The sequence below is a fragment of the Actinomadura sp. NPDC048955 genome, from assembly GCF_040649435.1.
In the GTDB taxonomy this organism is placed as follows: domain Bacteria; phylum Actinomycetota; class Actinomycetes; order Streptosporangiales; family Streptosporangiaceae; genus Spirillospora; species Spirillospora luteofluorescens.
On sequence record NZ_JBEZJI010000101.1, the window covers coordinates 1 to 14,210 of the forward strand.

The following is a 14,210-nucleotide window of genomic DNA, read 5'->3' on the forward strand; positions in this document are numbered from 1 at the left end:
CTGCCACCTGGAGGGCGGCGAGCTGTGGCTGGACGGCTGGAGCCGCGTCCCGTTCGGGGACGAGCCGCGCGTCACGGCCGTCCCGAGGGTGGGGCTGCCAGGGGGTCAGCAGGTCGTTCTCCCCCTGGGCGGACTTGGCGATCAGCTGACCCGCCTGGGACGGCAGGTAGGCGCTGACGTGGTCGCCGATGCTGCCGGGCAGCAGCGTGGCGAGCGGCGTCAGCACCAGCACGAACCCGATGACACCGGTGATGCCTCCGGCGGTGTGCCGCACGATGGCGCCGATCGCCAGGGCGAAGAGCCCGAGCATCGCCAGGTACAGGCCGCCGCCGATGACGGCGCGCAGCACGCCCTCGTCGCTCAGCGACACCTCTGCCTTGTCCCCGATGAGCGCCGAGCCGATGAAGAACGAGACGAACGACACCACGACGCCGAGGACGAAGACGACCGCACCGAACACCAGGGCCTTCGCCCACAGGACGGGCAGCCGCTTCGGCACCGCGAGCAGGCTCGCGCGGATCATGCCGGTGGAGTACTCCGACGCGATCACCAGCACGCCGAGCACGCAGATGGTCAGCTGGCCGAGGAAGAAGCCGCTGCCGAGGATGAAACCGGTCGGGTCGGCGACGACGGAGGCGCGGTCGGCGGGGTTGGTGTTGTCCCACTGCGCGACGGTGACGCCGACCAGCAGCGCGGTGAATCCGAGGTCCACGACGACGAGCAGGATCAGCGTCCACAGCGTGGACCGCACGGTGCGGATCTTCGTCCACTCCGAGAGCAGGAGGCGCCCGAAGCCGGGGCGGGGGTGGGCCGCGGGCTCCGCGGCGGGCGTGGCGGTGGCCGTGGTCATCGGTTCTCCCCCTCCTCGACGGGGACGGCACTCGGCGCGGGGACGGCCGCCGGCGCGGGCTCGCCGGCTCCGCCGTACTCGACGCTGTCGCGGGTCAGTTCCATGAACGCCGACTCCAGCGAGCCGCGGGTCGGGGTGAGCTCGTGCAGCACGATGCCCTCGGCCGCGGCGAGCTCCCCGACGCGGGGCGCCTCCATGTGGGAGACGTTGAGCAGCCCCTCCTCCTGCGCGGACGCCTTGCCCCCCTCGGCGGTGACGAGGTCGGCGAGGCGGGCCGCGTCCGGGCTGCGGACGATCACCGCCTTCTCGGTGCTGCGCTCGATGAACTCCTCGGTGGAGCAGTCCGCGATCAGCCGGCCGCGGCCGACGACGATGAGGTGCTCGGCGGTGACGGCCATCTCGTTCATCAGGTGGCTGGAGACGAACACCGTGCGCCCCTCGGCGGCGAGCCTCTGCATGAGCGTGCGGATCCAGACGATGCCCTCCGGATCGAGGCCGTTGACGGGCTCGTCCAAGACGAGCACGGACGGGTCGCCGAGCAGCGCGGCGGCGATGCCGAGCCGCTGCCCCATACCCAGCGAGAAGCCGCCGGCGCGTTTGCGGGCGACGCCGCCGAGGCCGACGAGCTCGACCACCTCGTCGACGCGCTTCTTGCCGATGCCCTGCGTCTGGGCGAGGCACAGCAGGTGGTTGTAGGCACTGCGGCCGGTGTGAACGGCCCGCGCCTCCAGCAGCGCCCCGACGACGCGCATCGGCGCGTTCAGGTCGCGGTAGTGGCGGCCGTGGATCCGGGCGTCCCCGCGGTCGGGGCGGTCCAGGCCGAGCAGCAGCCGCATGGTGGTCGACTTCCCGGCGCCGTTGGGGCCGAGGAACCCGGTGACCCGCCCGGGGACCACCGTGAACGATAGGTCGTCCACGGCCGTCCTGTCGCCGTAGCGCTTGGTGAGGTTCTCCGCCTCGATCATGCCTCTCCCGGCGTCTCTCGGTAGTGGTTCGGTGACCGGAATCACACTAGTGCCCCGGGGCGCGGACCGGATCCTCCGCAGTGCGGATCATTGGGCGCCCGGCGGAGGGGCGCGGCGCCGCGGCGCCCTTATTGACCGTCTGCCAATAGGTGCGCGAGGATGGCCGGGCACGATCCGACCGCCGGGAGGCGCCGTGACCGCCCCGTCCCAGATCACGCCCGACCCCCTCGCCGACCGCGACGTGCTGCGGACCCTCGCCGCCGAGCCGCTGGTCGGCCTCGCGGCCGGCCGGGCCCTGCTCATGCAGCTCGCCCACCCGGCCGTGGCGCGCGGCGTCGCCGAGCACAGCGACTTCGCCGAGCGCCCCCTGGCGCGGCTGTTCGGCACCCTCGACTTCCTGCTGATCGTCACCTTCGGCACGCCGGAGCAGGTGGCGCGCATCGCGGCGAAGGTCCGCGGCATCCACACCACCGTGCGCGGCGAGGGCTACTCCGGCAACGCCCCGGACCTCCAGCTCTGGGTCAACGCGACCCTCATCGACTCGGCCCTGCACGTCCACGAGCACGTCATACGGGGCGGCGACCCCGCCCTGGCCGAGGCCTACTACCGGCAGGCGCGGGTCGTCGCCGAGGTCCTCGGCTGCCCCCTGGAGTCGCAGCCGCCCGACCTCGCCGCGTTCCGCGCGTACATGGCCGCCACGCTCGCCGCCCTGGAGGTCACCGGCACCGCCCGCGAGGTCGCCGCCGCCGTCCTGTGGCCCCGCCGCCTGCGCGCCCTGGCGCCCGCGCTCGCCGTCTTCCGCCTCCTCACGGCCGCGCTCCTGCCGGACGAGCTGCGGGACCAGTTCGGGCTGCCGTGGACCCCGGCACGCCGCCGGACGGCCGGCGCGCTCCTGCGGACGGCCCGCCTCGGCCGCCGCCTGACCCCCGCCCCGCTGAGGCGCCCGCCGGAGCGCCTGCTGGTCCGGCTGGCCGCCTACCGCGTGAACCGGACGCTCTCGGCCCGCCGGGCGCGGCGCAGGGCCGCCTAGGCGACGGACGAGTAGGCGACCACGCCGCGGCGCATGGCGTCCATGGCGCGGCGGGCGGTCTTGCGGAGGTGGCTGTTGGCGGGCGCGGCGTCGGTGACCTGGCCGAGAAGGTCGAGGAGCTGCTTGACGGCCCGGACGAAGTCGCCCGCGGTGAGGTCGCTCTCCATCAGCACCTCGTCGAGCTCGTCGCCCTTGGCCCACCGGTAGGCGGTCCACGCGAAGCCGAGGTCGGGCTCGCGCAGGAACGAGACGCGGTTGTCGCGCTCGACGCCCTCCAGCTGGCCCCAGAGCCGCACCATGGCGGCCAGCGCGTCCTGCGCCGGGCCCGGGGGCGTGCGGGGCGGCGTGGCGTCGTCGGGCTGCCGCGACTCGTAGACGAGGGCGGACACGCACGCGGCCAGCTCGGCCGGGCCGAGCTTCTCCCACAGGCCCTCGCGCAGGCTTTCGGCGGTGAGCAGGTCCAGCTCGTTGTAGATGCGGCCGAGGCGGCGGCCCTCGGCGGTGACGGAGTCGCCGTCGAGGTAGCCGAGCTGCTGCAGGACGGCGCAGACGCGGTCGAACGTGCGGGCGATGACCTGTGAGCGGCCCTCCACGCGGCGCCGCAGCTGCTCGGTCTCGCGGTCCAGGCGGTGGTAGCGCTCGGCCCAGCGGGCGTGGTCCTCGCGCTTGTCGCAGCCGTGCACCGGATGCGCGCGCAGCTCGGCGCGCAGCCGGGTGATCTCGGCGTCGTCGGCGGCGGGCGAGTCGCCGCGCGAGCGTTTGCGCTCGCGCACGTCGTCGGGCACCTTGTTGCGCAGCGTGGACGCCAGGTCGCGGCGGTCCTGCGGGTTGCGGGGGCTGAAGGACTTCGGGACGCGGATCCGCTCGACGGGTTCGACGGCGCGCGGGAAGTCCTGGATCGACAGCCGCTGCACGGACCGGTTCACGGTCAGCACGAGCGGCGCGGGCCCGTCGGAGCGGCGGCCGACGCCCGGGTCCAGGACGACCGCCAGGCCCGAGCGCCGCCCGGACGGGACGAGGATGACGTCGCCCGGACGCAGCCGCTCCAGGGACCGGGCCGCCTCCGCGCGGCGCGCTCCGGCGCGCTCGCGCGACAGCTCGGACTCGCGGTCCGACAGGCTCCGCCGCATCGCGGCGTACTCCATGAAGTCGCCGAGATGGCACTCGGCGGCCTTGGCGTAGCCCTGGAGGGCCTCCTCGTTCTTGTGCACCTGCCGGGCCAGGCCGACGACGGCGCGGTCGGCCTGGAACTGCGCGAACGACTCCTCCAGGAGCGTGCGGGCCCGTTCGAGGCCGACGGCCCCGACGAGGTTGACGGCCATGTTGTAGGACGGCCGGAAGCTGGAGTTCAGCGGGTAGGTGCGGGTGCCGGCCAGCCCGGCCACCGACGCGGGCTCGACGCTCGGGCCCCACACCACGACGGCGTGGCCCTCGACGTCGATGCCGCGCCGCCCGGCGCGCCCGGTCAGCTGGGTGTACTCGCCCGGGGTGAGGTCGACGTGGGCCTCGCCGTTCCACTTGTCCAGCTTCTCGATCACCACGGTGCGGGCGGGCATGTTGATGCCGAGCGCGAGCGTCTCGGTGGCGAACACCGCCTTGATCATCCCGCGGGTGAACAGCTCCTCGACGATCTCCTTGAACGTGGGGAGCATCCCGGCGTGGTGGGCGGCGACGCCGCGCTCCAGGGCCTCCCGGAAGTCGCCGTAGCCGAGGATCCGCAGGTCCTCCGGCGCGATGTCGGCGGTGCGCAGCTCGGCGTGCGCGCGGATCTCCTCGGCCTCCTCCTTGGAGGTCAGCCGGATCCCGGCGTGCAGGCACTGCAGGACGGCGGCGTCGCAGCCGGCGCGGCTGAAGATGAACGTGATCGCCGGGAGCAGCCCGGCACGGTCCAGCCGCTCGATCACCTCCGGCCGGGGCGGCGGCCGGAACCGCTGCGGGCGCGGGGCCCGGCGGCGGCCGGTGCGGCGCCCCTGGTTGACCTTGGCGCGCCGGACCTCCTCCACCGCCATCCGGGTCAGCTGCGGGTTCAGCCGGGCACGGTCCCCGCCCTTGCCGGTGTCGACGAACAGGTCGTACAGCCGCGTCCCCACCAGCATGTGCTGGAACAGCGGGACGGGGCGGTGCTCGTCCACGATCACCGCTGTGTCGCCGCGGACCTCGTGCAGCCACTCGCCGAACTCCTCGGCGTTGCTGACGGTCGCCGACAGCGCCACGATCCGCACCGAGTCCGGAACGTGGATGATCACCTCTTCCCAGACGGCGCCGCGGAACCGGTCGGCGAGGTAGTGCACCTCGTCCATCACGACGAACGCCAGCCCGGCGAGGGTCTGCGAGCCCGCGTACAGCATGTTGCGCAGGACCTCGGTCGTCATGACGACGATCGGGGCCTCCCCGTTGACGCTGTTGTCGCCGGTCAGCAGGCCCACCTTCTCGGGGCCGTACCGGCGGACGAGGTCGGCGTACTTCTGGTTCGACAGCGCCTTGATCGGCGTGGTGTAGAAGCACTTGGTGCCGCCGGTCAGGGCGAGGTGGACCGCGAACTCCCCCACCACCGTCTTCCCGGAACCGGTGGGGGCGGCGACCAGCACGCCGCTGCCGTCCTCCAGGGCCTGGCACGCCTCCAGCTGGAACGCGTCGAGCTCGAAGTCGTACAGCGTCCGGAAGTCCAGCAGGGCCGGGCCGTGCCCGGCGGTGCGCCGGCGGTAGGCGGCGTAGCGCTGGGCCGGGGTCTGTCCGGCCGACGTGGTGTCGGGGGTGGTCATACCATCGAGCCTACGGTTTCGACCGGCCCGATACCCAATCAGCGGGCCCGGTCGCCCTTCTCCAGCTCCGCGTCGATCGACTCGAGGTCAAGGGGCGAGACCTCGTCGTCGGCCAGGCCCGCGTACGGGTCGGGCCGGCGGGCCCGCCTGCGGTCGTTGAGGAAGGCCAGCAGCGCGGCGATCTCGAACAGCAGGACGGTCGGCAGCGCGAGCGCGAGCATCGTGAACGGGTCGGCGCTCGGCGTGGCGACCGCCGCGAACACGAAGATGCCGAACAGGATCAGGCGCTGGGACCGGCGGATCCGCGACGAGCTCAGCACGCCCGCCATGTTCAGCACGACCACGAACAGCGGGAGCTCGAACGTCAGCCCGAACACCAGCAGCATCGTCAGCACGTAGCTGAGGTAGCTGTCGACCGTGATCAGGGGCTTGACGTCGTCGGCGACGAAGCCCAGGAAGATCGCCAGGCCCTTGTCGACGGTGAGGTAGGCCAGGGCGGTGCCGACGAAGAACAGCGGGACGGCGGCGCCGAGGAACACGTACGTCCAGCGCCGCTCCCGCTGGTACAGGCCGGGCGCCACGAACGCCCAGAGCTGGTACAGCCAGAACGGCGAGGAGACGACCCCGCCGATGATGCAGGAGATCTTCAGCTTCAGGAAGAACGAGGAGAAGATCCCGTTGACGAACAGGGAGCACTGGTCCTTGTCGACCACGTGGGACTGGGGCAGCGAGCAGTACGGCTGCTTGAGGAAGTCCCAGACGGGGTCAAACAGCAGCCAGCCGAGGACCGCGCCCACCGCGAAGGCCAGCACGGCCTTGATCAGCCTGTTCCGCAGCTCACGGAGGTGGTCCATGAGGGGCATGCGACCGTCGGGGGCGGCGGCGGCTTCGCGCCTGTTCAGCTTCATCGTCGGCATTCGGCTCGGGGGTGGCGGGCGGGGTCGTGGCGCGGGGCCGGGTCAGCCCTTGCGCGCCTGACCGGGGTCCGACACCGGGACACCCTGGATCGGCTCGCCCGAGCCCAGCGCGCCGCGGGACCGCTGCCCGCTCTCGGAGGCCGCCGCCTCGCGCTCGAGCCGGGCCGCCTCCTCGCGCAGCCGCGCCGCCCTGTCGCGCGCGTCGTCGCCCTGCGAGGTCGGCTGCGAGGACGGCATGGTCTTGGCGGGCCGGTCGGCGGGCGCGTCGTCATCGTCCTCGCGCAGGCCCTTGGTCTCGGCCTTCAGGATGCGCGCCGACTTGCCCAGCGAACGGGCGAGCTGGGGCAGCTTCGCCGACCCGAAGATCAGGACGACGACCAGCAGGATGATGAGCAGTTCGGGGGTCCCGATGTTCGGCATGTGCAGTCCTCTTCAACAGGTGACACTCAGGACGATCGTACGCCGTCCCCGGGCGGTTGTGGCGATCGATCGTCTTCCAGCCGGGAGAGTTCATCGCGCAGCGCCGACCGTTCCGGCTCGAGCCGGCGCCTGGTGCGTTCCAGTTCACGTCCGAACCGCCGCACGCCGAGCCACACCTTGAACGCGCACCAGGCGAGCACGGCCAGCCCGGCGAAACCGAGCGCCACCGACACCGAGACCCACGCCACATCCGCCACGCTATCCGATCGGCTCACGCCAGACCGTACCGGGCCAGTGCCCGCGCCGCGTCGTCGCGCACGCCGGCCGCGATCGCCTCCGGGGCCACGACGCGGCCCTGGTCGCCGAGCCGGAGTGCCAGGCCCCGCACCCAGCGCGCGTCCGGAGTGCGCAGGACGACCCGTAGCCGCCCCTCCCCCAGTTCCTCCACGCTCTCGCACGGGTAGTAGTCGGCGACCCACCGGCCGCGCGGGGACAGCTCCAGGGTGACCGCCTCGTCCTGGGGCGAGGGGCGGAACAGGCCGGCGTCCACGTCGATCGGCTCCGCGTCGTCCGGCACTTCGGCGGGCACGTCCAGCATCGACAGGTCGGCGATCCGGTCCAGCTTGAACAGCCGCACCCCCTCGGCCCGGCGGCACCAGCCCTCCAGGTAGGTGGTCCCCTCCACGACCAGCAGCCGCATCGGGTCGACGTCGCGCTCGGTGTTCTCGTCCCGCGCCGGGACGTAGTAGGTCAGGTGGACGCGGCGGCCCGCCGCGATCGCCTCGCGCAGCACGCCGACCGCGGTGCGGGCCGGGTCGGCCGAACCGCCCCGGGCGTCCACCTCCACGGCGACCTTGCTGGACACCGCCGCGGCCGCGCCCGCCGCGCTCTCCAGCTTGGCGATGACGCGGCTGAGCGCGTCGCGGTCGTGCAGCTCGGGGATCTCGGCCAGCATCCGCAGCGCCACCAGCAGCGCGCTCGCCTCGTCCACCTTCAGCCGCAGCGGCCGGGCGATCGACTCCGCCTCCGCCACCGTGATCTCCCCGCCCTCGTAGGACAGGTCGATCGGGCAGTAAGGGTCGGGCGCGCGCAGCTCCACGCACCACAGCAGGTTCAGGTCGTCGATCAGCTGCTTCTCGGTCACCCCGAACGCGGCGGCCGCCTCGCCGAGCAGCACGGAGTCGCGGTTCACCACGTACGGGACGAGCGCCAGCAGGCGCGCGAGCCGGTCGGTGGACGTCGTCGCCGACTTCGCCGCTGTCTTCGCCGCTGTCTTCGCCGTCATCGGCCGTTCATCTCCCCCTGCTCGCCGTGCCCCTCCGGGTGCGCGCCGGCCGCGGCCAGCACCGACTTCAGGTGCTGCACCACCGCCTCGCGCAGGTCCGGCGGATCGAGGACCACCACGTCGTCGGCGAACCGCGCGAGGTAGGGCGCGAACCGGTCGACGTCTCCGAAGGTCAGGACCGCCTCGTCCCACTCGCCGTCCCAGGCCGGCTCCTCGACCGGGCGGACGTCGCGGGCCCACCGCCGCGGGCCCTGCGCCGCGCCGCGGCGCAGCCGGACCGTCGCCGGGCGGGGCTCGCCGAGCGGCTCGCTCCAGTCGAACGCGATGCGCCGCACGTCGACCCCGTCCGGGACCGTCACCGACCCGGGCGGGCCGTCCGGCGCGACGTCCCCGACGATGCGGCTCAGCCGGAACACCCGCTGCTCGTCGCGGTCGCGGTCGAAGCCGACCACGTACCAGCGGCCCCGCCGGCTCACCACGCCCCACGGGTCCAGGTGCCGGCGCGCCACCGACGTGCGCCCGATGCCCTGGTAGTCGAACGCGACCGGGCGGCCGTCGCGCACCGCCTCCCACAGGGCCGGGAAGGACGGGTCCTGGGTGTTCACCCGCGGCTCGATGCCCGTCGCGGCGGCCACGTCGGTCTCCACCCCGGCCGCGCGCAGCTTCAGCAGCGCCCCCGACGCCGCCTCGGCCATGCTGGCGCGCTGCCACACCCGCGCCGCCAGGCCCAGCACCGCCGCCTCGTCCGGGCTCAGGTGGATCTCGGGCAGCTCGTAGGCCTGCGGGGGGATCCGGTAGCCGATCTCCTCGCCGCCGCCGCCCTGCTGGTCGCTGCCGACCTCCAGCGGGACGCCGAGCTCGCGCAGCTCCTCCTTGTCCCGCTCGAACATGCGCTTGAACGCCTCGTCGGAGTCGGGGTAGCCGGGCACCGCCCGGCGGATCTGCTCGGCCGTCAGATAGCGCCGGGTGGCGAGCAGGCAGACCACCAGGTTCAGCAGCCGCTCGGTCTTGCGCCGCGACACTCCGCCACCACCTCGTTCCCTCCGTGAGCCCCGAACCCCGGCCGGCGTGCCGATCGTCCCCACGTGCCGTCCTGCAGGACGCTACCGTTTCCCGGTGTGATCCGATGGCGCAAAGGCACAGTCGAGGACATCCGCCGCGAATGGCCGGGGGCGGTCGAGCTGGACGTCTCGATCGGGGGCGAGGGGACGCACCGGGCCCTGGCCTATCCCGCCCTGGTGGGAAGGCCCGAACCGGGCGACACCGTCCTGCTCAACACTACGGCCTTGGCGATGGGGCTCGGCACCGGCGGGTACGCCATGGTCGTCGCGGTCCCGGACCGGCTCCCGCCCGACCCGGAGGGGCCGGGCCACCTGGTCAAGGCCCGCTACACCCCGCTGCAGGCCACCGTCCTCGGCGCCGACGAGCAGGACTCGCCCCACCACGCGGTCCTGCGCGACGCCGACTCGCTGGACGCGATGCCCGTCATCATCGCCGACCTGCACTCCGCGCTGCCCCCGATCCTGGCCGCCCTGCTGGCCGCGCGCCCGGACGCGCGGGTCGTCTACGTGATGCCGGACGGCGGGGCGCTGCCGGCGTGGTTCTCGATGTCGATCGCCCGGCTGAAGGACGCCGGGGCCCTCGCCGCGACCGTCACCGTGGGGCAGGCGTTCGGCGGCGACCTGGAGGCCGTCACCGTCCACACCGGCCTGCTGGCCGCGCGGCTCGTGCTGGAGGCCGACGTGGTGGTCCTCGCCCAGGGGCCCGGCAACCTGGGCACGGGCACCAAATGGGGCTTCTCGGGCGTTTCGGCGGGCGAGGCCGTCAACGCCGCGTCCGTGCTGGGCGGGCGGCCGGTGGGGTCGCTGCGGGTCAGTGAGGGCGACGCCCGCGAGCGCCACCTCGGTGTCTCGCACCACTCCCTGACCGCCTACGGGCGCGTGGCGCTGACCCGCGCCGACATCCCCGTCCCCGAGCTCGGCGGCCACTTCGGCGCCCGCGTCGCCGCCGGGGCCGCGCCGCTGGGCGACCGGCACCGGCTCGTCCCCGTCCCCGTCGACGGCCTCCACGAGACCCTCAGGGCCGCCGAGAAGGACTGGGGCGTCCGGCTGTCGACCATGGGCCGCCGCCTGGACGAGGACCTCCCCTACTTCCTCACGGCGGCCGCCGCGGGCCGTCACACGGCCGCCCTGCTCGGCTGACCTCAGAGCGCCGCGGGCTCGGCGCCCGCGGCCTCCTCGGCGGTGAAGGACGAGCTGAACGTGAACGCCCGCGGCGAGGGGCCGTCCGCGCGGAGCAGCGCGAGGCGCTCCAGGGCCTCGCCGACGCTCGGGACGTGGCCCGCCGGCACCCACCACAGGACGAGATGCGCGTCCACGTGCCGCCGGAACCACTCGCGCCGGCGCCGCATCGTCTCCAGATGGGCGCTGCGGTAGACGAAGTCCCACAGCGCCTCCGCCGACTCCCACACCGAGAAGTTGACGATGACGTCGTCGCCGGCGGGGCGCATCCCGGTGGCGTCGGCCTCCCCCTCCTCCACCAGGCGCCAGACGAACCCCGGCGTGCCGTCGGCGAGCGCGTTGACCGGCTCCACCAGCGCGACGAAGTCGGCCATGCGCGGGTCGGCGAGGGGGAAGCGGAGCGTGGCGAGGTTGAACTGCGCGAGGTGGTACCGGGTCCGTGTGCTCATGGGCTCACCCCACCACGCTCCCCACTTCTATGTCAATGTTCATTGTTTTTAGAAGCCGCGGCCGCGACGCAGCACCAGCCGGGCCGCGGATCCATCCGGACCCGGACCCGCGAGCCCTCCACCAGCCCTTCGAGCAGCGCCAGGTTCATCCCGCAGACCAGCGGCGGGAACTGCTCGGCGACCACATGGAAGGGGCAGTTGCGCATGCGCAGGACGGCGCCGTCCTCGTCCATGACCGGCTCGTAGCCGCGGCCGGCCAGCACCTCCGCGAGGTCGTCCAGAGTGCCGAAGGAGCCGCCCCGGCCGCGCAGCGCCCTCCCCTTGCGGCGGGCCGCGTCCTGGAGCTCCATGTCGAGGCCGGCCGACTCGGCCGCCTCGGCCAGCAGCCCCGCCGCCGTCCGGTAGTCGCGGGCGGGCACCGAGACGTCCCACTCCGCCGACGAGCGCCGGTAGACCTTCGCCGGGCGGCCCGCCCCGGGCCCGGAACGCCCCGTCAGCCGCCTGCTGCCGGCCTCCAGGAGACCGGCGTCGACCAGCTTGTCCAGGTGGAAGGCCGCCAGGGTCCGCGCGACGCCGGCCGCCTCGGCGGCCTCCCCCCGCCCCACCTCGCGGCCCTGCCCCGCGACGAACTCGTACAGCCGCCGCCGCACCGGATCCTGCAGCAGCGCGATCGCGTCGATGTCCTCCATCCCGCCATTCTAAGAACGACGGGAACTCGACTTAGAGCGCTCGGCTCAGTGCGCGCCCAGCAGGTCCACGACGAACACCAGCGTGTCGTTACCCTTGATGCCGAACTGCGGCAGGCCCTTCGCCCCGTACCCGAGCGCCGGCGGCACCACCAGCAGCACCCGGCTGCCCACCCGCTGGCCCACCAGGCCCTGGTCCCAGCCCTTCATCACCTGGCCGGTCCCGATCATCGCCCCGAACGGGTGGCCCTCCGACCAGGAGGAGTTGAACGCCTTCCCGTCGCGCCAGAAGTACCCGCCGTACTGCAGCGCCACCAGCTGGCCCTTGCGCACCGCCGGGCCGTCCCCCTTGACCAGCGTCCGGACCTGGAGGCCCTTCGGCGGGGCCGAGCGCGGCATCGTCACCGCCGGCGCCCGCCCGGCCGCCGCGTCCGCCACCTTCGGCAGCCCCGGCTCGTCCAGCGGCGCCTGGCGCGCCCCGTGCGGGCCCGCCGTCCGCGGGTACACCGCCCGGACGTCCAGGACGTACACCAGCGTGTCGTCGCCGCTCACCTGGTGCTTCGGGTCGCCCTCGCCGCCGAAGCCGTCCTTCGGCGGGATCCGGGTCACCACCCGCGACCCCGGCCGCACCCCCTCGAACGCCTTCGTCAGGCCGGGCACCAGCCGCCCGGTGGGGAAGGCGCCCGGCTCGCCCTTGGAGTAGCTGCTGGCCAGCAGCTTGCGCCCGCCCTTGTTCCACCGGTAGCCCACGTAGTCGGCCACGACGAGGTCGCCCTTGCGCGCCGCCGTTCCCTCGCCCTTCTTCACGGTCTTCACCGCGAAGGAGTCACCGGGTGCCCCCTTGGGGAACTTCACCTGCGGCAACTTCCCGAAGTCGCCGCTCACCTCGACGTCCACGGCGCCGCCCGAGCAGGCGGCGGACAGCGCGAGCGGCAGGGCGAGCACGACGGCCGCGGGGAGGAACCGAACACGACGACGCATACGGGGGTCCTTCGGGGGTGGTGAGCGCTACTGCGCGCTCACCCTACCGCCCGGGTGACCTGCCGGTAACCTGCCGTGCGCGTGTCGGCCCGCGCGGCCCGGGACGCGCGCCCGGGCCGCCGCGCCAGGCGCCTACATGCCGGCGATGAGCTTGTCCACGCGCTCGTCCACGGAACGGAACGGGTCCTTGCACAGCACCGTCCGCTGCGCCTGGTCGTTCAGCTTCAGATGGACCCAGTCCACCGTGAAGTCGCGCCGCTTCTCCTGCGCCTTGCGGATGAACTCGCCCCGCAGCCGCGCCCGCGTCGTCTGCGGCGGCACCGACTTCGCCTCGAAGATGTCGAGGTCGCGCGACACCCGGTCGACCGACCCCCGCTTCTCCAACAGGTAGTACAGCCCGCGGTCGCGGTGCACGTCGTGGTAGGTGAGGTCGAGCTGGGCCACGCGCGGCGACGACAGCGGCAGGTCGTACTTGCGCCGGTACCGCTCGATCAGCTTGTACTTGATCACCCAGTCGATCTCGCGCGAGACCAGGTCCAGGTCGCCGGTCTCCACCGCGCGCAGCGTCCGCTCCCACAGCTCCAGCACTCGCTTGGCCGTCGCGTCGCCGCCCCGCGCGTCCACGAAGTCGCGCGCCTTGCCGTAGTACTCCTTCTGGATCTCCAGCGAGCTGGCCTCGCGGCCGTTGGCCAGCCGCACCTTGCGGCGGCCCGTCATGTCGTGGCTGACCTCGCGGATCGCCCGGATCGGGTTCTCCAGGGTGAGGTCGCGCATCACCACCCCCGCCTCGATCATCCGCAGCACCAGGTCGGTCGCCCCGACCTTGAGCAGCATCGTCGTCTCGCTCATGTTCGAGTCGCCGACGATCACGTGCAGGCGGCGGAACCGCTCGGCGTCCGCGTGCGGCTCGTCGCGGGTGTTGATGATCGGGCGGGACCGCGTCGTCGCCGACGACACGCCCTCCCAGATGTGCTCGGCCCGCTGCGACACGCAGTACACCGCGCCGCGGGGCGTCTGCAGGACCTTGCCGGCGCCGCAGATGATCTGCCGCGTCACCAGGTACGGGATCAGCACGTCCGCGAGCCGTCCGAACTCGCCGTGTCGCCCCACCAGGTAGTTCTCGTGGCAGCCGTAGGAGTTGCCGGCCGAGTCGGTGTTGTTCTTGAACAGGTAGATGTCGCCGGCGATGCCCTCCTCGCGGAGCCGCCGCTCGGCGTCGACCAGGAGGCCCTCCAGGATCCGCTCGCCCGCCTTGTCATGCGTCACCAGGTCGACGACGCTGTCGCACTCCGGCGTCGCGTACTCAGGATGGCTCCCCACGTCCAGGTAGAGCCGGGCCCCGTTGCGAAGGAACACGTTGCTGCTGCGGCCCCACGACACGACCCTGCGGAACAGATAGCGCGCCACCTCGTCCGGTGACAACCGCCGCTGCCCGCGGAAGGTGCAGGTGACGCCGTACTCGTTCTCAAGCCCGAAGATGCGCCTGTCCACACCAAGACCCTATGCGGCGCGGCCGTCACTTGGCAGTCTCTCGACCCACCGTTTCCGGCGAACGCGGGCGCCGCGCCGCAAGGCGCCCCGAACACCGCGGGCCCGCGGCGGCGGGGACGGTGTCGCCGTCCCCG

Annotated in this window: 14 protein-coding genes; 2 read left to right on the forward strand and 12 right to left on the reverse strand. The window is 73.4% G+C overall.

Annotated elements, in window-relative coordinates:
• Both AB0C84_RS43630 and AB0C84_RS43635 read right to left on the reverse strand, forming a co-directional pair.
• Nucleotides 1–850 (reverse strand): ABC transporter permease subunit (locus tag AB0C84_RS43630; RefSeq protein WP_361078160.1); only part of this gene is annotated, 850 nt, incomplete at its 3' end.
• Entirely contained in the window at nucleotides 847–1,815 is a 969-nt protein-coding gene (locus AB0C84_RS43635) for an ATP-binding cassette domain-containing protein (RefSeq protein WP_361078163.1), read from the reverse strand. The genes AB0C84_RS43635 and AB0C84_RS43630, both read right to left, overlap by 4 nt.
• Before the next feature lie 193 nt (nucleotides 1,816–2,008).
• Here AB0C84_RS43635 and AB0C84_RS43640 point away from each other — a divergent pair, with 193 nt between their 5' ends.
• Complete coding sequence (locus AB0C84_RS43640; protein WP_361078166.1) at nucleotides 2,009–2,845, forward strand: oxygenase MpaB family protein; 837 nt, start codon at nucleotides 2,009–2,011, stop codon at nucleotides 2,843–2,845.
• Here AB0C84_RS43640 and AB0C84_RS43645 read toward each other — a convergent pair.
• The 6 genes from AB0C84_RS43645 to AB0C84_RS43670 all read right to left on the reverse strand — a co-directional run bounded on the left by AB0C84_RS43645 (nucleotide 2,842) and on the right by AB0C84_RS43670 (nucleotide 9,251).
• Nucleotides 2,842–5,607 carry a DEAD/DEAH box helicase gene (locus AB0C84_RS43645; RefSeq protein ID WP_361078169.1) on the reverse strand — a complete coding sequence of 922 codons (2,766 nt, stop codon included), beginning with the start codon at nucleotides 5,605–5,607 and terminating at the stop codon, nucleotides 2,842–2,844. The genes AB0C84_RS43640 and AB0C84_RS43645 overlap by 4 nt on opposite strands.
• 38 nt (nucleotides 5,608–5,645) lie before the next feature.
• A complete protein-coding gene (gene tatC, locus AB0C84_RS43650; protein WP_312878884.1) occupies nucleotides 5,646–6,461 on the reverse strand; it encodes a twin-arginine translocase subunit TatC in 816 nt (271 codons plus the stop codon).
• A 105-nt stretch (nucleotides 6,462–6,566) separates the two neighbouring features.
• A complete protein-coding gene (gene tatA / locus AB0C84_RS43655) occupies nucleotides 6,567–6,944 on the reverse strand; it encodes a Sec-independent protein translocase subunit TatA (protein WP_258939879.1) in 378 nt (125 codons plus the stop codon).
• A 26-nt stretch (nucleotides 6,945–6,970) separates the two neighbouring features.
• A complete protein-coding gene (locus AB0C84_RS43660) occupies nucleotides 6,971–7,192 on the reverse strand; it encodes a hypothetical protein (protein WP_258939880.1) in 222 nt (73 codons plus the stop codon).
• Nucleotides 7,193–7,215: 23 nt separating this feature from the next.
• A complete protein-coding gene (locus AB0C84_RS43665; protein WP_258939881.1) occupies nucleotides 7,216–8,229 on the reverse strand; it encodes a WYL domain-containing protein in 1,014 nt (337 codons plus the stop codon).
• Entirely contained in the window at nucleotides 8,226–9,251 is a 1,026-nt protein-coding gene (locus AB0C84_RS43670) for a WYL domain-containing protein (protein ID WP_179841720.1), read from the reverse strand. Before AB0C84_RS43670 ends, AB0C84_RS43665 begins: the two co-directional genes overlap by 4 nt.
• Nucleotides 9,252–9,347: 96 nt before the next feature.
• Between AB0C84_RS43670 and AB0C84_RS43675 the strand changes: the two genes are divergently transcribed.
• Complete coding sequence (locus tag AB0C84_RS43675; RefSeq protein ID WP_361078176.1) at nucleotides 9,348–10,430, forward strand: DUF3866 family protein; 1,083 nt, start codon at nucleotides 9,348–9,350, stop codon at nucleotides 10,428–10,430.
• A gap of 2 nt (nucleotides 10,431–10,432) precedes the next feature.
• Here AB0C84_RS43675 and AB0C84_RS43680 read toward each other — a convergent pair whose 3' ends face one another.
• From AB0C84_RS43680 to pafA, 4 genes are all read right to left on the reverse strand, one after another.
• Nucleotides 10,433–10,918 (reverse strand): DUF3291 domain-containing protein, encoded by a 486-nt coding sequence (locus tag AB0C84_RS43680; RefSeq protein WP_361078179.1) that lies wholly within the window; start codon nucleotides 10,916–10,918, stop codon nucleotides 10,433–10,435.
• Nucleotides 10,919–10,950: 32 nt separating this feature from the next.
• Complete coding sequence (locus tag AB0C84_RS43685; protein ID WP_361078182.1) at nucleotides 10,951–11,607, reverse strand: transcriptional regulator; 657 nt, start codon at nucleotides 11,605–11,607, stop codon at nucleotides 10,951–10,953.
• A gap of 45 nt (nucleotides 11,608–11,652) precedes the next feature.
• Nucleotides 11,653–12,585, reverse strand: a complete 933-nt coding sequence (locus tag AB0C84_RS43690; RefSeq protein WP_361078184.1) for an FKBP-type peptidyl-prolyl cis-trans isomerase — start codon at nucleotides 12,583–12,585, stop codon at nucleotides 11,653–11,655.
• 132 nt (nucleotides 12,586–12,717) lie between these two features.
• Nucleotides 12,718–14,076: a Pup--protein ligase gene (gene pafA, locus AB0C84_RS43695; RefSeq protein WP_089313247.1), complete on the reverse strand. Its 1,359-nt coding sequence runs from the start codon at nucleotides 14,074–14,076 to the stop codon at nucleotides 12,718–12,720.
• Between the last annotated feature and the right edge of the window lie 134 nt (nucleotides 14,077–14,210).